Genomic DNA, 17125 nt, shown 5'->3' with positions numbered 1-17125 from the left:
GGCGCCCCGGCCCAGAAGGAAAGCCATGAAACGAATCCCCTCCGCATCGCCGCGCAGCCAGCGTGGCGGCACCTTCCTCGGCTTCGTCCTCGGGCTCGTGACCGGGCTGGCGGTCGCCGTCGGCGTGGCGCTGTTCATCACCAAGGCGCCAGTGCCCTTCGTCAACCGGCCGAGCGTGAAGGCCGACAGCGAGCCCATCGGCAGCGCGCCGCCCGATCCGAACAAGCCCTTCTATTCGCGCGAAACACCGATGCCGGCCCAGCCGCCGGGGTCGGCGACCGTCACTGCGCCGGCCCCGGCGCCCGCCGCAGCTACGCCCGCCGCGCCGCCGGCCGCCGGCCAGCCCCAGGGCGATCGCCAGTTCTCGTTCTACGACCTGATGCCCGGCCGCAAGCCCGGCGAGACGCCCGCCGCCCCCACCGGCAGCGCCGCCGCGCCCGCGCCGGCCGCCGCGCCCGAATCGCGCTACCTGCTCCAGGCCGGCGCCTTCCGCAACGAGGCCGATGCCGACGCGATGCGCGCCCGGCTCGCGCTGCTGGGCTACGACGCCCGCGTCAGCCCGCGCGAAGGCGCCGGCGACCCGATCTACCGCGTGCGCATCGGCCCGGTCGTCAAGCTCGACGATCTCAACCGCATGCGCCAGACGCTGGCGCAGAACGGCATCGACGCCTCGGTGGTGCGCGCGCAGTGATGCCGGCGCCCGGCTTGCGCGGCGACAGCCGCCCGTCAGGCGCGACATGGCACCGTCCGTCCCGGGCGGCTTCTACGCTTGTCGGGCTGCGCTGACCGCGCGACCGTCCTGGCGACGCGGCATGAACTCCGCCGTCGCTTGTCCTCTAACTTCAATCGATGCCGCCTCGCGCGGTCACGCTCTCATGCCCGCACACCAAGTCATCAGCCTGTCCGTTTCCGGAACCGCCCGCCGCCGTCTGCTGGCCAGCGCCGCCGCGCTGCCGCTGGCCGCCAGCCTGCCTGCGCTGGCCCAGCCGGCGCCGGTCGAGGGGCGCGATTACCGCCGCGTCGATCCGCAGCAGCCGGTCGGCACGCCGGCCGGCAAGATCGAGCTGATGGACTTCTTCTGGTATGGCTGCCCGCACTGCTACGACTTTCTGCCGGCGCTCGACGCCTGGATCGCGCACAAGCCCGCCGACGTGGTCATCAAGCGTGCCCCGGTGGCCTTCGACCCGCGCGCCGAGATCCACACGCGGCTCTACTACTCGCTCGAAGCGCTCGGCGAGGCCGACCGGCTGCATGACGTGGTGTTCAACGCCATGCACCGCGACCATGTCGTGCTCAACAGTCCCGAGGCGATCGCCGATTTCGTCGCGAAGCAGGGGATCGACAGGAAGAAATGGACCGATACCTTCAATTCCTTCGGCGTTCAGGCAAAGACGCAGAACCAGCGCCGCGTGGTCGACGCCTGGAAGATCGAGGGCACGCCTTCGGTCGGCCTCGGTGGCCGGTACTTGACGGCACCCTCGATGGCGGGCTCACGCGAGGCCACGATCAAGGTCATGGACTTCCTCGTCGCCCAGCTTCGTTCCGGTCGCTGATCCCCTTCCTCGACATGTCTGCCGACTTCGGCCGGGGTGGACGGCCGCTCAACGTCTTCATCACCGGGGCGTCGAGCGGCATCGGCGCGGCGCTGGTGCGGCGTTATGCGCGCGAGGGCGCGGTCATCGGCCTGGTGGCGCGGCGCGAGGACAAGCTCAACACCCTGGTCGCGTCGCTGCCCACGCATGCGCCGTTCACGCGCTCGCGCTACGGCATCCACATCGCCGACGTGAACGACGCGGCGGCGCTGCGCGAGGCGGCGCTGGCCCACATGCGCAATTTCGGCTGCCCCGACATCGTCATCGCCAATGCCGGCATCTCGGCCGGCACGCTGACCGAGTTGCAGGAAGACCTGGGCGTGTTCGAGCACATCCTCCAGACCAATGTGGTCGGCCTGGTCGCCACCTTCCAGCCGTTTCTGGAAGCCATGAAGGCCAAGCGGCGCGGCACCCTGGTGGCGATGGCCAGCGTGGCCGGCGTGCGCGGCCTGCCCGGCGCCGGCGCCTACAGCGCATCGAAGGCGGCGGCCATCGCCTATGCCGAAAGCCTGCGGCTGGAGATGCGCCACTACAACGTGCGCGTGGTCACGCTGGCGCCGGGTTATGTCGCCACGCCGATGACGCGCGACAACCCCTATCCCATGCCCTTCCTGATGCAGCCCGACGACTTCGCCGAGGCGGCCGCCAAGGCCATCGCGCGTGGCGCGAGCTTCCAGGTGATTCCGTGGCGCATGGGCGTGGTGGCGACGCTGCTGCGGCTGCTGCCCAATGCGCTCTACGACCTGCTGTTCGCCAATGCGCCGCGCAAGCCGCGCATCGACCTGCGCAAGATCCGCCATCCGCGCCTGACGCCGCGCGGCCCGGCCACGCGCCACGGCGCGATGCGCGATACCGCCACGCCCGACACCGTGCGCGAAGCCATCGATGCCGCCGAAGCCGACACCCGGCCGGCGCGCAGTCCGACCCGGCGCAGCGGCGATACCCAGCCCTTGCGCGACTGACTCAGCCGGTGGGTGCCGCCCCGCGGGCCGCGCCATCCCCCGCCGCCCGGCGACCAACGCGAAACCAAATCCCAAGCCGCTTGGGATTGCGCGCCTGCCCTGACCACAATCGGCCGCACTCGCCGGCAGCCGCCCGCGCGAGCCCTTGACCGACGGGCCCAGCGCCCCGGGAGCAGCGCGATGAGCTACGACTACAGTTCCGAAAGCCGGCGGCTGGAGCTGCCCAATCCCTACCGGGTGCAGAACCTGTTCCTGTTCCTCGGCGCGGCGGCGCTGATCGGCGGTGGCGTGCTGGCGCTGCTGCTCGCGCGCGACGTGCTGCAAGGCGGCGCGCTCGGCAGCGCCGGGCCGCGCGCGCTGGCGCCGCTCGTCGTCGGGCTGGCTTTGCTGGCCAGCGGGCTGGCAGCGGCGGCGATCGCGGCGCGCCGGCTGCGCTTTTTCTTTGGCCGGGGCCGGCCGGCGTCGCTCGCGCCCGAGATCGGCGCCGGCGTGACCGGCAGCTCGAAGAAGGCCGACGCGCTGCGCGAGATGCTGCGCCAGGGCGGCATCGAATATCCCGAGCCGCGCGGCGCCTTCAACGGCGTGCTCTATCACCTGCTGCCGCGCCTGATTACCGCGCCGCTCGGCGTGCAGAACCAGATGCAGAAGCAGTTCTTCAACGCCATCGCGCTGCTGGCCACGCTGGCGAGCTTTGGCACCAGCTGGTTCCTGTTCGGCACGGCACAAAGCCGGCCCTGGGTGGCGGCCGGCTATTGCGCCTTTGGCGCCTGGTTTGTGCTGCGGCCGCTGGTGACCGAGGACCGCGCGCGCATGAGCACGGCCACCTTCGTGGCGCTGATCGCGCTGGCCATCCTGGCGCCGGTGCTGGTGGCGCTGGCCGGCCCCACTCTGCCGCCGCTGCCGCTGAGCCTGCATGTGCAGACCTTCGCGCTGCTGGGCACGGCGCTGGTGGCGGTGCTGCTCATCCTGGCTGCGCTGCTGGCCCAGACCGGCGCCCAGCCGAGCACCGAGCGCAGCCGCGAGCAGGCGACGCTGGCGCTCAATGCGCCGCCCGGCGCGCTGCTCGACGAACTCGACCGGCATTTCCAGTCGCGCTGGACCGAGGGCATTCCCAATCGCCGCTACATCCGGCTGGAGCCGCAGATCGATCTTGCGCGCGGCGCCGGCCAGTTCGCGGCCGAGCTGTTCGAGGAGACGCAGCCGATGCCGGTGGCCTCGACCACCGCGCCGGGGTTTCACGGCGCGTTCTCGCATCCGCGCCATCGCTGGCTGGCGGCGCTCGACGCCTATGCGCTGCTGCTGACGCTGGCGGCGGTGCTGCTGGCGCTGGGCTGGGTCCGGGCGCAGGCGGACGGCGAGGGCGCGAGCGGTTTCTTCGCGCTGGCGCCGGGGCATGTGCCGGTCGGGCTGGCGCTCATCTTCGGGCTGGTGGCGGCGTTCTGCACGCGCGCGTCGGCGGCGGTGTGGGGGCGCTTCGACTTCGAATCGACGCTGACCTGGGTCGAGATGATCGGCAGCTGGACCGCGTCGAGCATCGGCACCGGCAATGCGTGGAACAGCAGGCTCAACACCCAGAACCAGGTCGTGCGCACCGAGGCGATGACGCTGCGCGTGTGGCGCGCGCGGATCGAGTCGGTGACGTTTGCGAAGGACGATGCGCGCCAGGTGGTGGCGATGTTCTCCACGCAGAAGGAGGCGCGCGCGCTGGTCGACCATCTGGCCGGCTTCGGTCAGGCGCAGAGCGTGTTCGTCGCGCCGGGCGCGGCCGCCGATGCCGAACGGCTGGCGGTCTTGCAGGCCGGCGAGCGGGCGATGATCGATCCGTCGGCGCTGGCCGCGACGGCCTTGTCGGAGGCGAGCGCGGCGAGCCTGCATGCGCAATTGCGCGCGGCGACCGCGAATGCCGCCGTCGTCGAGGCGGCGCCGGCCTGTGCGCACTGCGCGGCGCCGCTGCCGGCCGGCGCGCGCTTCTGCCCGGCGTGTGGCGCGACCGTTGCGCCGGCGGCGAGCTAGCCGCCGCGGCGACACCGACGGCGCCGCGCACTGTCGCGTGACAGCGCGGCATGCGCCGTCGTCGGCTCAGCCGGCCACGGCCTTGAAGCGCCAGACACCGTCGGCCTGCACTCGGGTCAGCTCGCCGGCAAACCACAGCCAGTGCAGATGCGCGAGCGCCTCGCCGAGCGCGAAGGTCATCTGATGCATGTCGAGCTGACGCCGGAACAGCACCGGCACCAGCTCGGTGGCGGTGATGCCCTCGGCCCGGGCGGCGCAGGCGGCGCGGGTTTCATCGAGCCGCTCGGCATGGTGATCGAGCAGGTCGTGCACCCGGCCGTGCGCATTGCCAAACGGCAGCCCGTGCGACGGCAGCACGCGCACGCCGGCTGGCAGACTCAGAAAGCCGCGCAGGCTGGCGAGGTAATCGGCGAGCGGATTCGACTCGGGCTCATGCGCCGCCACCATCACGTTGGCCGAGATGCGCGGGAGCAGCATGTCGCCGGCGATCAGCACATCCAGCCCGGCGCAGTACAGCGACACATGCTCGGGCGAGTGGCCCACGCCCACGATCACGCGCCAGTCGTGGCCGCCCAGCCGGATCGCCTCGCCCGCCATCACGCGGCGGTAGCGCGCCGGCAGCGGCGCCGTCATGCGGCCGTAGAAGCCGCCGCGATGGCGGATGGTTTCGTGGTCGGCCGGCGGCAGGCCGTGGGCGCGAAAGTGCTCGACCATGCTCGCGCCGTCGTTCATGCCGGCGCCGTGCGAGGCGATGAAGGCCGTGAGGTATTCGGCGGCACTCATCCACAGCGGCGCGTCCCAGCGCTCGCAGAGCCAGCCGGCCAGACCGGCATGGTCGGGATGCATGTGGGTGCAGATCACGCGCAGCAGCGGATGGCCGTCGAAATAGCCGGCGAAGATTTCCTCCCACAGCGCGCGGGTGGCGTCGTTGCCGATGCCGGTGTCGATCACGGTCCAGCCCTGGCGCCCGTCGATCTCGTCCTCGACCAGCCACAGATTGATGTGATCGAGCGCCACCGGCAGCGGCATGCGCAACCAGTGGATGCCGGGCGCCACCTGCTGGAGCGTGGCGGGCGGCGGCGGTTCGGAGAACGGATAGTCGAGGACGGCGTGGCTCATGGGGCTTTGACGTGCGGGGGAGTACGGAGCATAGATCAGCGCCGGAACGCCCTTGTAACCTGTGCGGCCAACGGCGCGGCAGCCGCGCGCGCCTGCTTCAATCCCGGCCGCCGCTGCGGCCCAACCATTGTCTGCCCGTCATGACCGAACTCGATTCCCGCCTCGAAGCCAAGATCCGCATCGCCTACGGCAACCAGGGCCCGGCCCGCGCGCTGGGCCTGACGATCGTCGAGCTTGCGCCCGGCCGCGCCGTGCTGGAGCTGCCGTTCTCCGACGCCGTCACCCAGCATCACGGCTACTACCACGGCGGCGTCATCGCCACCCTGGGCGACGCCGCCGGCGGCGCGGCCGGCTGCACCCGCGCCGGCATCGACGACGGCATCGTCGCGGTCGAATTCAAGATCAACTTCCTCGCGCCGGCGGTCGGCGACAAGCTGATCGGCCGCGCCGAGGTGGCGCGCGCCGGCCGCCAGCTCATCGTCACCACGGTCGACATCGTCTCGGTCAAGGACGGCGTCGAGAAGTCGGTGGCGCTGATGCAGCAGACGCTCGCGGTGCTGGCCGGCATGGAGCCAGCGGCGCAATGGGGCGTGTGACGGCGCCCGGCCCGACGGAGAAAGCATGACTGCATCGATCGACTTCTATTTCGACTTCTCGTCGCCCTACGGATATTTCGCCGCCCAGGGCATCGATGCGCTCGCGGCGCGCTTCGGCCGCGGCGTCGACTGGCATCCGGTGCTGCTCGGCGCCATCTTCAAGACCACGGGCGCGCGGCCGCTCGCCGAAGTGCCCTACAAGGGCGACTACAGCCGCCACGACTGGGCCCGCATCGCGCGGCTTACCGGGATTCCGTTCAGGCTGCCGGCGCTGTTCCCGATTTCGGCGGCCAATCCGTCGCGCGCCTTCCTGTGGCTGGCGCGCCGCGACGAGGGCGGCGCGCGGCGCTTCGCGCTCGCGCTCTATGCGGCCTATTTCGCCGCGGGCCGCAACATCGGCGAGGCCGAGGTGGTCGCGGCGGTGGCGGCCGAGCAAGGCCTCGACGCGGCCGGGATCGCGGCCGCGATGACCGATCCCACGGTCAAGGACGAGCTGCGCCATGTGGTGGGGCAGGCCGAGGCGCGCGGCGTGTTCGGCTCGCCCTACTTCGTCGTCGACGGCGAGCCGTTCTGGGGCTGGGACCGGCTCGGCATGCTCGAAACCTGGCTCGAACGCGGCGGTTTCTGATGGCGCCCGCAGCCTGCCCCTGCGGCGGCGGCGCCTTCGCGCGCTGCTGCGGCCGCTTCCTCGACGCTGGCGAACTGCCCGCCACGCCCGAGCAGCTCATGCGCTCGCGCTACAGCGCCTACACGCTCGGCCGCGCCGACTGGCTGCGCGACACCTGGCATGCCAGCACCCGCCCGGCCACGCTCGACCTCGACGGCAGCACGCGCTGGCTCGGGCTCACGGTGAAGGCCGCGGCGCAGTCGTCGCCGGAGTGGGGCACGGTGGAATTCATCGCCCGCTGGCGCGCCGCCGGGCCGGGCGAGGGCGCCGGCCGCGCGCACCGCTTGCACGAACGCAGCCGCTTCGTGAAGGATGGCGGGCGCTGGTTCTATGTGGATGGCGACTTGTTCGAGCAGGGCTGACCTCGGCGGCCCGAAGCTCCGGTACCCGCGCCGGCCCGGAGCCGCTGCACCGCCCGCCGGCGCGCATTGCACCGCATCGAAGGTGGACCGAATGATCCCCGAGCCCTACATCACGCTGGCCCGCTATCACGCCTGGGCCACGCGCGAGCTGATCGAGCGCCATGTGGCGCCCATGCCCGAGCCGCAGTACCGCGCCGAGCGCGGGCTGGTGTTCGGCAGCGTCCACGGCACGCTCAACCATCTGCTGGTGGCCGAGCGGCTGTGGTTCGCGCGCTTTGCCGGCGCCGAGCTGCCCGTGCTGGCGCTCGACGCCGAAGTCGAGCCCGACCGTGAGGCGCTGGCGCGCGCGCTACTGACCTCCAGCGCCGGCTGGAGCGGCTGGCTTGCCGACCTCGATCCGGCGCGGCTCGACGCCGTCCTCGTCTACACGCGCGTCAATGGCGAGGCCATGCGGACGCCGTTCGGCGCGACGCTGGCCCATGTGTTCAACCATGGCACCCATCATCGCGGCCAGATCAGCGCGGCGCTCACCGGCTTTGGCCGGCCGGCGCCCGAGCTCGATCTGATCCGCATGCTCCAGGCCGAAGCGGCGCGCTGACGCCGGCCGATCCTCCCCCCGTCAACCGAAGAAGAAGACCATGACCGACAGCAACGACGACGCCTACGACAGCTACGACACCTACCTGGGCGAGCTGTTTGCCAACAACCGCCGCTGGTCCAGGCGCCAGACCGACCGCGATCCCGAATTCTTCTCGCGCCTGGTGGCGCAGCAGAAGCCCAAGTACATGTGGATCGGCTGCGCCGACAGCCGGGTGCCGGCCAACGACATCGTCGATCTGGCGCCGGGCGAGCTGTTCGTGCATCGCAACGTGGCCAATGTGGTCGTGCACACCGACATGAACTGCCTGTCCACGCTCGAATACGCGATCGACGTGCTGAAGGTGGAACACATCATGGTGGTCGGCCACTACGGCTGCGGCGGCGTGCTGACCACGCTGCGCGGCGGCATGGACGGGCTGGCCGACAACTGGCTGCGCCATGTGCAGGACGTGCTGTTCCGCCACACCAAGCATTTCGACGGCCTTGACGAGCCGGCCGCGCACGACCTGCTCTGCGAGCTGAATGTGATCGAGCAGGCGCGCAACGTCTGCCGCACGACCTTCGTGCGCGCGGCCTGGGCGCGCGGCCAGCGGCTGGTCATCCACGGCTGGTGCTACGGCATCCGCGACGGGCTGGCGCACGACATGGAATTCACCATCGACCGTCCGCCCGAGGATCTGCTCGCGCTGCGCGACGCGGCGGTGCGGCGGCGTGCGGCGGTGTACCGCGAGAAGGCCGGGCTGCCGCTGCGCTGAAGCGGCGCGGGGGCGGCCGGTAAACTGCGCCGCTTCCCGCATCGCCCGGCCATCATGAACAACGAACACACCTACACGCTCGCGCTGTCCTGCCCCGACCGGGTCGGCATCGTCGCGGCGGTCAGCCGCTTCATCGCCGACCGCCAGGGCTCGATCGTCGAAGCCAACCATCACGCCGACCAGGACACCGGGCGCTTCTTCATGCGCAACGTCATCAAGGCCGATTCGCTGGAGGGCAGCATCGAGTCCTTCGTGACCGCCTTCGGCCAGATCGCGTCCGGCTACGAGATGAACTGGCGCCTGTCCGACTCGCGCCAGAAGAAGCGCGTGGTGCTGCTGGTGAGCAAGCAGGATCACTGCCTCGTCGACCTGATGTACCGCTGGCGCTCGGGCGATCTGGCCTGCGACATCGCCTGCGTCATCAGCAATCACGACGACCTGCGCGGCTACGTTGAATGGCACGGCGTGCCCTATTTCCATGTGCCGGTCACGCCCGACACCAAGGCGGCGGCCTATCAGGAGGTGGACCGGCTGTTTGAGGAACATCGTGGCGACGTGATGGTGCTTGCGCGCTACATGCAGGTGTTGTCGCCGCAGCTCTGCGACAAGTACTCGGGCCGCGTCATCAACATCCACCACAGCTTTCTGCCCAGTTTCATCGGCGCGCGGCCCTATCACCAGGCCTTCGAGCGCGGCGTCAAGCTGATCGGCGCGACCAGCCATTACGTGACCGCCGAGCTCGATGCCGGTCCGATCATCGAGCAGGACGTGGTGCGCATCGACCACGGCGATACCGCCGAAGACCTAGTGCGCTACGGCCGCGACGTTGAAAAGAACGTGCTGTCGCGCGCGCTCAAGTACCACCTCGAAGACCGCGTGCTGCTCAACGGGCGGCGCACCGTGGTCTTCCGCTGACGGGCGCCGGCCGTGCACGGGCAGGTCTTCGGTCTGGAGCGGCGCTGGCTCGAGCTGCGCAACTGCTATGACGAGGGCAATCGCCTGCCCAGCCCCTGCCGCGCGGTCTGCCGCATCGATGCCGCCTCGGGCCTGTGCGAAGGCTGCCTGCGCACGCTCGACGAGATCGCCGGCTGGTCGGCGCTGTCGCCGGCGGCCAAGCGCGCGCTCTGGGCCCAGCTGCCGCTGCGCTTCGACCGGCTTGCGCGCGAACACGAGGCCGAACTGCGTCGTGCCGCCGAGGAAGTCGACGCCATCGCGCAGGCCGCCCTGGCGCGCGCACGAGCAAGGAAGACCCCATGAAGTCCTTCGATCCGGGCAAACCCACCGGCCATCCGCGTGAACGCTTTGCGCGCCAGCCCATCACCGGGCCGGCCTACGGTCCGATGATGAAAGGCCTCGCCACGGCGGTGATGATCGGCATCGCCTTCACCGCCGCGCGGGCCTTCGACCAGACCGCCGGCCTGCTCGACGGCAATGTGCGCGCCGGGCTCGGCGTGGCCGGCGTGCTGCTGCTGGCGAGCTATTACGCGCTGCTGCGCTCGACCATGACCATCGACGGCGAGGGCCTGCGCCAGACCTGGATGGCCAAGCGCCAGGTGAGCTGGGACGAGATCGAGGCGGTGCGGCTGGTGCGCATCAACGGCGGCGCGCGGCTGCTGCTGCGGCTGAACGACGGCCGCACGGTGGCGGTGAATGCCGGCAGCGATCTGCTGGCGCGGTCCTTCGAGCTGATGTCGCGCTGGTATCCGGTGGCCTGAGCCGGCCGGTCGGGCCGCGCGCCGGGCCCGGGTCAGGCCGCCGCTCAGGCGATGCCGGCCTTGCGCGATTCGTCGGCGAGCGCGCCGACCAGCTTGGCCACGCTCTCGGCATACAGCCGTTCGAAGCGGCTGCCGGCGGCGGCTTCGAGCTTGCCGTCGCGCGCCTTTTCCTCGATCTCGCGCGCCAGCTGGGCCAGCGCTTCGGCGCCGACGATGGCGCTGTTGGACTTGAGCGTGTGCGCCGCGATCCGCACCAGTTCTACCTCGCCCTCGCGCAGTCCGCGCACCACGTCGTTGGCCAGCTTGGGCGTGGTCTCGATGAACAGCCGCAGCGTGGTCACCACCAGCGGCACCTGCCCCGAGCCGACCGGAATGCGCAGCCGGTCGAGCGCGGCGGGGTCGAAGACGGGGGGATTGTCGCGGCTGAGCATGATGTTTCTTGGGGGAGTGAGGGCGGCCGTCAGGCCGAGGCGAACAGGCCCCGACGATACTGCACCGCCTCGTTGATGTGGGTTGCCGCCACGTCGGCATCGCCCGAAAGATCGGCCACCGTGCGCGCGATCTTCAACACGCGATGAAAGCTGCGCGCCGACCAGCCGAGCCGCGCGCTCACCGCTTGCAGCCGTTCGAGCGCGGCGCTGCCGGCGCGGCAATGGCGCTCGACTTCGCCGGGTTCGAGGTCGGCATTGGGCTTGGCCTGGCGTTGCAGCGCGCGATCGCGGCCGATGGCGACGCGCGCCGCCACCGCAGCGCTCGGTTCGCCGGCGCCGGGCGCGATCAGCTCGCCCTCGGGCACGGCCGGCACTTCCACATGCAGGTCGAGCCGGTCGGCCAGCGGCCCCGAGATGCGGCCCTGATAGCGCAGCACCGCCTCGGGCGTGCAGCGGCAGGCGGCGCGCGGATTGCCGCGCTGGCCGCAAGGGCAGGGGTTCATCGCCGCCACCAGCTGGAAGCGCGCCGGAAACTCGGCCTGGCGCGCCGCGCGCGAGATGGTGATGCGACCGGCTTCGAGCGGCTCGCGCAGCGCCTCCAGCACGTTGCGCGCGAATTCCGGCAGCTCGTCGAGGAACAGCACGCCGCGATGCGCGAGCGAAATCTCGCCCGGCCGCGGCGGATTGCCGCCGCCGACCAGCGCCACGCTTGACGCGCTGTGATGCGGCCGTCGCACCACCACCCGGCCGAAGGCGCTGGCGTCGAACTGGCCGGCCAGACTCAGCAGCGCCGCCGATTCGAGCGCGGCGCGCTCGTCGAGCGGCGGCAGGATCGACGCCAGCCGCGCGGCCAGCATGCTCTTGCCGGTACCGGGCGGCCCGGCCAGCAGCAGGCTGTGCGCGCCGGTGGCGGCGATTTCCAGCGCGCGCCGGGCCTGGGCCTGACCTTTCACGTCGGCCAGATCGGGGCCGTTGGCGGGCGCAGGCGCAAACGTCGGCTCCAGCCGTTCGAGGCCGCCCTTGCCGTCGAGCGCGGCGCAGACCTCGGCCAGCGTGCGCGCCGCATGCACGCTGCCGTCGGCGACGAGGCAGGCTTCGCGCGCGCTGGCTTCGGGCAGCACCAGCCGGCGCGTGGCGTGCGCCTCGCGGCGGGCCAGGGCGATGGCCAGCGCGCCGCGAATCGGCCGCAGCTCGCCCGACAGCGACAGCTCGCCGGCAAATTCAAAACGGTCGAGATCGTCGCCGCGCACCTGACCGCTCGCGGCCAGGATGCCGAGCGCGATCGGCAGATCGAGCCGCGCGCTTTCCTTGGGCAGATCGGCCGGCGCCAGATTGACCGTGATGCGGCGCGCCGGAAATTCGAAACCCGCATTGAGCAGGGCGGCGCGCACGCGATCCTTCGCCTCGCGCACCTCGGCTTCGGGCAGGCCGACCAGCGTCATGCCCGGCAGGCCGTTGGCCAGATGAACCTCGACCAGCACTTCCGGCGCCGTCATCCCGAGCAGGGTGCGGCTGCGGACCACGGCGAGGCTCATCGGGCGGCTCCGGTCAGGCGGCAGGCGGCGTGCGCTCCGCTTCGAGCGCCGCGATGCGCGCTTCCAGCTCGGCGACCTTGGCGCGGGTGCGGGCCAGGATTTCCGCCTGCACGTCGAATTCCTCGCGCGTCACCACATCCAGCTTGGCGAGGCCTTGCGTGAGCGTTGCGCGCAGATTGCGATCGACCTCGGCAACCGGTGAATTGCGCATGAAATCGGCGAGCTTCTGCTGGAAGTCGTCGAGGAATGCGGGCTTCGACATGAGTGACTTTCTTGAACGAATTCGGGGATTTGCAGTGTAACGGCGCGCCAGCACGGGCTTTTATGACGGCTTTCATTCAGCTTTTGCATTCAATTGGTGCGAATCAGACTTGCGCACCAATCCGGAACTCCGTTTGTGTGCGCGCACAAGAAAAGTGCATTGACACAAAGTTGTACCCTGTTACCCGATGGAGACGGTTAGTCGTGACTTTCTTGGCACAGCTCTTGCGACTTGTTGCCGGGCTCGCCCAGGGGCGGCCGCCGCGGCTGTCCCCATCACATACGGAGAAAAAACACGTGAAGAAAATCGTCCTCGCTGTCGCCATGGCCGCCGCTTTTGGCGGTATCGCCAGCATTGCCCATGCCGAAGAAACCCCGGAATGGACCTTTGCCGGTAATGCAGGCCTCGTCAGCGACTACCGTTTCCGCGGGTTTACGCAAACCAATTACAAGCCGGCCTTCCAGGGCGGCTTCGATCTGGGCCATGCCAGCGGCTTCTACATCGGCAACTGGAATTCGAATGTCGAGCAGAAGCTGTATTCCGGCGCCTCGCTCGAAATGGACTTCTACGGCGGCTACAAGGCCACGCTCGGCGATTTCGGCTACGACGTGGGCTACTACTACTACGCCTACCCGGGCACCGGCGCCAACGGCGCCACGCACTACAAGAACGGCGAGTTCTACGTGGGCGGCAGCTATGGCCCCATCGCCGCCAAGTTCTGGTACGCCACGACCGACTTCTTCTCGCTCAAGGGCAACGGCGCCGACACCAAGGGTTCGTGGTACGGCGAGCTGAACGGCGCCTACGAAGTCATCGAAGGCGTCAATGTCCTGGGCCATGTCGGCTACCAGAAGATCAGCGACGGCAAGAAGGTCGGCCTGATCGCCGACAACGTGACCGACTGGAAGGTCGGCGCGACCAAGGACGTGAGCGGCTGGCTGCTCGGCCTGTCGGTCATCGGCACCTCCGAAAAGGCCCTGTTCGTGACCGGCGAAACCGGCAAGAACGGTGGCAAGACCGGTGTCGTCGCGTCGGTTTCCAAGACGTTCTGATTTCCCGCGCGCCGGTCTTCTCGGCGCGCTTTCTCCCGAGGCTTCTCATGAAACTCATCACTGCCATCATCAAGCCCTTCAAGCTTGACGAAGTCCGTGAAGCCCTCTCGACCATCGGTGTGCAAGGCATCACCGTGACCGAGGTCAAGGGCTTCGGTCGCCAGAAAGGCCACACCGAGCTGTATCGCGGGGCCGAGTACGTCGTCGATTTCCTGCCCAAGGTCAAGATCGAGGCAGCGGTGGACGACAGCCTCGTCGAACGCGCGATCGAGTCGATCGAAGGTGCGGCCCGCACCGGGAAGATCGGCGACGGCAAGATTTTCGTTTACGACCTTGAACAGGTGGTGCGCATCCGAACCGGCGAAACCGGCAAAGACGCGCTCTGACCGAGGAAATCCAAAATGACCCGAACCCTGAGTTCACTCCTCGCTGCCGCGGTCCTCACCGCCGGCCTCGGTTTCTCGTCGGTGCAGGCGCAGGACAAGCCGGCTGACGCTCCCGCCGTCACGGCGCCTGCCGCCGAAGCGCCGGCCGCTCCGGCGGCCGAAGCGCCCGCCGCCGCCGCCGCTGCCGAAGCCCCGGCTGCCGCCGCGCCCGTCCTCACCGTCAACAAGGGCGACACCGCCTGGATGATGGTCTCGACGCTGCTCGTGCTGATGATGATCGTCCCCGGTCTGGCGCTGTTCTACGGCGGCCTGGTCCGTACCAAGAACATGCTGTCGGTGCTGATGCAGGTCTTCGTCGGCGCTTCGCTGATCCTGGTGCTGTGGGCCATCTACGGCTACTCGCTGGCGTTCACGCCGGGCAACCCGTTCTTCGGCGGTCTCGACAAGCTGTTCCTGAAGGGCGTGACGCCGGATTCGATCGCCGCCACGTTCAGCAAGGGCGTCGGCATCCCCGAACTCACGTTCATCGTGTTCCAGGGCACCTTCGCCGCGATCACGCCCTGCCTGATCCTCGGCTCGCTGGCCGAGCGCGTGAAGTTCTCGGGCGTGCTGCTGTTCATCGTCATCTGGTTCACGTTCGCCTACATCCCGGTCGCGCACATGGTCTGGTACTGGGACGGCCCCGACGCCATCACCGACGCCACCACGCTCGAAGCCGTGACGGCCAACGCCGGCTTCATGTGGGCCAAGGGCGCGCTCGACTTTGCCGGCGGCACGGTCGTTCACATCAACGCCGGTATCGCCGGTCTGGTCGGTGCCTACTTCCTGGGCAAGCGCGTCGGCCTCGGCCGTGAATCGATGGCTCCGCACTCGGTCACCATGACCATGATCGGCGCCGCGCTGCTGTGGGTGGGCTGGTTCGGCTTCAACGCCGGTTCCAACCTCGAAGCCACCGGCGTTGCCGCGCTGGCCTTCAGCAACACGCTGTTCGCCACCGCTGCCGCCTGCGTCGCCTGGACCGTCGGTGAATGGCTCGGCAAGGGCAAGCCCTCGATGGTCGGTGCCGCTTCGGGTGCCGTCGCCGGTCTGGTGGCGATCACCCCGGCCTGCGGCTTCGTCGGCATCAACGGCGCGCTCATCATCGGCCTCGTCGCCGGCTTCATCTGCCTGTGGGGCGTCAACGGTCTCAAGCGCCTGCTCGGCGCCGACGACTCGCTCGACGTGTTCGGCGTGCATGGCGTCGGCGGCATCGTCGGCGCGCTGCTGACCGGCGTGTTCGCTGCCCCGTCGCTCGGCGGCACCGGCGTGTACGACTACGTCGCCAATGCCGTGAACCCCGACTACTCGATCGCCGGCCAGGTCTGGATCCAGGCCCAGGGCGTGCTCACGACGATCATCGTCTCGGGCGTCGTGTCGATCATCGGCTACTCGATCGTCAAGGTCGTCGTCGGTCTGCGCGTGACGGAAGAGGAAGAGCGCGAAGGTCTCGACCTGACCACGCACGGCGAATCGGCCTATCACTCGTGATCGGCTGCGACCGGCGCCCGCCAGGGCCCGGTCGCGCTGACGAGCACTGCCGCAAGGCACGCTCGTCATCTGCAAGAGGGGCGCTTCGGCGCCCCTTTTTGCTGGGCGCGCGGAACGAATTCCGGCCCGACGGCAGGGCCTTTCGGCCGCCCGGCAGCGCCGCCGGAGCACCGGAATGACTGCGCTACACTGGATCGATCCTCCTTACATACCCAGGCGATCCATGGTTCCCCACCTCGTCACCGCCAATCCCGGACCGATCCTGGAGCTCGAAAAGAAGCTGCTCGATTCAAACGCGGCCATCGAGCGCTGGTTTCGCCTGCAATGGCAGGAACATCAACCGCCGTTCTATACGTCGGTCGATCTGCGCAATGCCGGCTTCAAGCTCGCGCCCGTCGATACCAATCTGTATCCGGGCGGCTTCAACAATCTGAGCGAGGCGATGCTGCCGCTGGCCGTGCATGCGGCCCAGTCGGCGATCGACTCGATCTGCCCCGACGCGCGCCGGCTGCTGCTCATCCCCGAGCGCCACACGCGCAACCAGTTCTACCTGCGCAGCGTGGCGCGGCTGCTGGCGATCCTGCGCCAGACCGGGCTCGACGTGCGCCTGGGCACCATGGCCGAGGACGTGACCGAGCCCTTCCGCGTCGAGCTGCCCGAGGGCATCGCGCTCGACATCGCGCCGGTGCAGCGCCACGGCAATCGCGTTGGCGTGGCCGGCTTCGATCCCTGCGCGGTGCTGCTCAACAACGATCTGTCGGCGGGCACGCCGGCCATCCTGCAGGGCGTCGAGCAGCTGGTGCTGCCGGCATTGCATGCCGGCTGGACCCAGCGCCGCAAGAGCAAGCATTTCGCGGCCTACGACGTGGTGGTCGAGTCGTTCGCCCAGCTGCTGGGCATCGACCCGTGGCTCATCAATCCGTACTTCGGGCGCTGCGGCGAGGTCAACTTCCAGGACAAGACCACGGCCAACGAATGCCTCGAAGCCAATGTGGAAGAGCTGCTGTTCCGCATCCGGCTCAAGTACCGCGAGTACGGCATCACCGAGAAGCCCTTCGTCATCGTCAAGGCCGACGCCGGCACCTACGGCATGGGCATCATGACCGTGAAGGACCCGTCCGAGGTGCGCGAGCTGAATCGCAAGCAGCGCAACAAGATGTCGGTGGTGAAGGACGGCATGCAGGTGACCGAGGTCATCATCCAGGAAGGCGTGCACACCATCGAGCGCGTCAACGACGGCGTCGCCGAGCCGGTGGTCTACATGATCGACCGCTATGTGGTCGGCGGCTTCTACCGCGTGCATGCCGATCGCGGCACCGACGAGAACCTCAACGCGCCGGGCATGGAATTCGTGCCGCTGCCGTTTGCGTCGGACTGTTCGCTGCCCGACTGTCTGGCGCGACCCGGCGATGCGGCGCCCAACCGCTTCTACATGTATGGCGTGGTGGCGCGGCTGGCGCTGCTGGCGGCGGCGGTCGAGTTGCAGATGACCGATCCGGCCAATGTCGGCGGGCTGGTGCCCACGCTCGTCACCGAAGCTGCCTAACCCTC

At 69.6% G+C, this 17125-nt stretch carries 19 protein-coding genes and 1 pseudogene; 16 read left to right on the top strand and 4 right to left on the bottom strand.

The window, feature by feature from the left end; all coding sequences use genetic code 11:
• Positions 1-25 precede the first annotated feature (25 nt).
• From B9P64_RS16290 to B9P64_RS16275, 4 genes and pseudogenes are all read left to right on the top strand, one after another.
• Positions 26-691 carry an SPOR domain-containing protein gene (locus B9P64_RS16290; protein ID WP_085317078.1) on the top strand — a complete coding sequence of 222 codons (666 nt, stop codon included), beginning with the start codon at positions 26-28 and terminating at the stop codon, positions 689-691.
• Between the two features lie 184 nt (positions 692-875).
• Complete coding sequence (locus B9P64_RS16285; RefSeq protein ID WP_085317077.1) at positions 876-1553, top strand: thiol:disulfide interchange protein DsbA/DsbL; 678 nt, start codon at positions 876-878, stop codon at positions 1551-1553.
• A 14-nt stretch (positions 1554-1567) separates the two neighbouring features.
• Positions 1568-2368: pseudogene (locus B9P64_RS16280) on the top strand (SDR family oxidoreductase); the annotation flags it as partial.
• Positions 2369-2734: 366 nt separating this feature from the next.
• Positions 2735-4567: a zinc-ribbon domain-containing protein gene (locus B9P64_RS16275; RefSeq protein ID WP_085317075.1), complete on the top strand. Its 1833-nt coding sequence runs from the start codon at positions 2735-2737 to the stop codon at positions 4565-4567.
• Between the two features lie 66 nt (positions 4568-4633).
• On the opposite strand, the gene B9P64_RS16270 is transcribed toward B9P64_RS16275, so the two are convergent.
• Complete coding sequence (locus tag B9P64_RS16270; protein WP_085317074.1) at positions 4634-5686, bottom strand: MBL fold metallo-hydrolase; 1053 nt, start codon at positions 5684-5686, stop codon at positions 4634-4636.
• A gap of 140 nt (positions 5687-5826) precedes the next feature.
• Here B9P64_RS16270 and B9P64_RS16265 point away from each other — a divergent pair, with 140 nt between their 5' ends.
• From B9P64_RS16265 to B9P64_RS16230, 8 genes are all read left to right on the top strand, one after another.
• On the top strand, positions 5827-6282 hold the full coding sequence (locus B9P64_RS16265; RefSeq protein ID WP_085317073.1) for a PaaI family thioesterase: 456 nt from the start codon (positions 5827-5829) through the stop codon (positions 6280-6282).
• 25 nt (positions 6283-6307) lie between these two features.
• Positions 6308-6910 (top strand): 2-hydroxychromene-2-carboxylate isomerase, encoded by a 603-nt coding sequence (locus B9P64_RS16260; protein ID WP_085317072.1) that lies wholly within the window; start codon positions 6308-6310, stop codon positions 6908-6910.
• Positions 6910-7311 carry a YchJ family protein gene (locus B9P64_RS16255; RefSeq protein ID WP_139826346.1) on the top strand — a complete coding sequence of 134 codons (402 nt, stop codon included), beginning with the start codon at positions 6910-6912 and terminating at the stop codon, positions 7309-7311. Before B9P64_RS16260 ends, B9P64_RS16255 begins: the two co-directional genes overlap by 1 nt.
• 91 nt (positions 7312-7402) lie before the next feature.
• Positions 7403-7909: a DinB family protein gene (locus tag B9P64_RS16250; protein WP_085317071.1), complete on the top strand. Its 507-nt coding sequence runs from the start codon at positions 7403-7405 to the stop codon at positions 7907-7909.
• Between the two features lie 40 nt (positions 7910-7949).
• Positions 7950-8666, top strand: a complete 717-nt coding sequence (gene can / locus B9P64_RS16245; protein ID WP_085317070.1) for a carbonate dehydratase — start codon at positions 7950-7952, stop codon at positions 8664-8666.
• A 54-nt stretch (positions 8667-8720) separates the two neighbouring features.
• Positions 8721-9581, top strand: a complete 861-nt coding sequence (purU, locus tag B9P64_RS16240) for a formyltetrahydrofolate deformylase (RefSeq protein WP_085317069.1) — start codon at positions 8721-8723, stop codon at positions 9579-9581.
• A gap of 12 nt (positions 9582-9593) precedes the next feature.
• Positions 9594-9923: a DUF1289 domain-containing protein gene (locus tag B9P64_RS29895; RefSeq protein WP_139826345.1), complete on the top strand. Its 330-nt coding sequence runs from the start codon at positions 9594-9596 to the stop codon at positions 9921-9923.
• Positions 9920-10381, top strand: coding sequence for a hypothetical protein (locus B9P64_RS16230; protein ID WP_085317068.1), 462 nt, complete (start codon positions 9920-9922; stop codon positions 10379-10381). The genes B9P64_RS29895 and B9P64_RS16230 overlap by 4 nt, the downstream gene beginning before the upstream one ends.
• A 44-nt stretch (positions 10382-10425) precedes the next feature.
• On the opposite strand, the gene B9P64_RS16225 is transcribed toward B9P64_RS16230, so the two are convergent.
• Genes B9P64_RS16225 through B9P64_RS16215 form a run of 3 tightly spaced genes read right to left on the bottom strand, consistent with a single transcriptional unit; the run spans position 10426 to position 12609 of the window.
• On the bottom strand, positions 10426-10812 hold the full coding sequence (locus B9P64_RS16225) for an Hpt domain-containing protein (protein WP_085317067.1): 387 nt from the start codon (positions 10810-10812) through the stop codon (positions 10426-10428).
• A 29-nt stretch (positions 10813-10841) separates the two neighbouring features.
• Positions 10842-12347 carry a YifB family Mg chelatase-like AAA ATPase gene (locus B9P64_RS16220; RefSeq protein WP_085317066.1) on the bottom strand — a complete coding sequence of 502 codons (1506 nt, stop codon included), beginning with the start codon at positions 12345-12347 and terminating at the stop codon, positions 10842-10844.
• Positions 12348-12360: 13 nt separating this feature from the next.
• Positions 12361-12609 (bottom strand): accessory factor UbiK family protein, encoded by a 249-nt coding sequence (locus B9P64_RS16215; protein ID WP_085317065.1) that lies wholly within the window; start codon positions 12607-12609, stop codon positions 12361-12363.
• Between the two features lie 296 nt (positions 12610-12905).
• Between B9P64_RS16215 and B9P64_RS16210 the strand changes: the two genes are divergently transcribed.
• The 4 genes from B9P64_RS16210 to gshA all read left to right on the top strand — a co-directional run bounded on the left by B9P64_RS16210 (position 12906) and on the right by gshA (position 17120).
• On the top strand, positions 12906-13661 hold the full coding sequence (locus B9P64_RS16210) for a TorF family putative porin (protein ID WP_176256857.1): 756 nt from the start codon (positions 12906-12908) through the stop codon (positions 13659-13661).
• 47 nt (positions 13662-13708) lie between these two features.
• Positions 13709-14047, top strand: a complete 339-nt coding sequence (locus B9P64_RS16205) for a P-II family nitrogen regulator (RefSeq protein WP_028311879.1) — start codon at positions 13709-13711, stop codon at positions 14045-14047.
• A 15-nt stretch (positions 14048-14062) separates the two neighbouring features.
• A complete protein-coding gene (locus B9P64_RS16200; protein WP_085317063.1) occupies positions 14063-15574 on the top strand; it encodes an ammonium transporter in 1512 nt (503 codons plus the stop codon).
• Between the two features lie 223 nt (positions 15575-15797).
• Positions 15798-17120 (top strand): glutamate--cysteine ligase, encoded by a 1323-nt coding sequence (gshA, locus tag B9P64_RS16195; protein ID WP_085317062.1) that lies wholly within the window; start codon positions 15798-15800, stop codon positions 17118-17120.
• Positions 17121-17125 lie beyond the last annotated feature (5 nt).

The sequence above is a fragment of the Derxia lacustris genome, from assembly GCF_002105195.1.
In the GTDB taxonomy this organism is placed as follows: domain Bacteria; phylum Pseudomonadota; class Gammaproteobacteria; order Burkholderiales; family Burkholderiaceae_E; genus Derxia; species Derxia lacustris.
The sequence above is the reverse complement of the archived record's forward strand: the minus strand, read 5'-3'. Positions and strand labels throughout refer to the sequence as shown.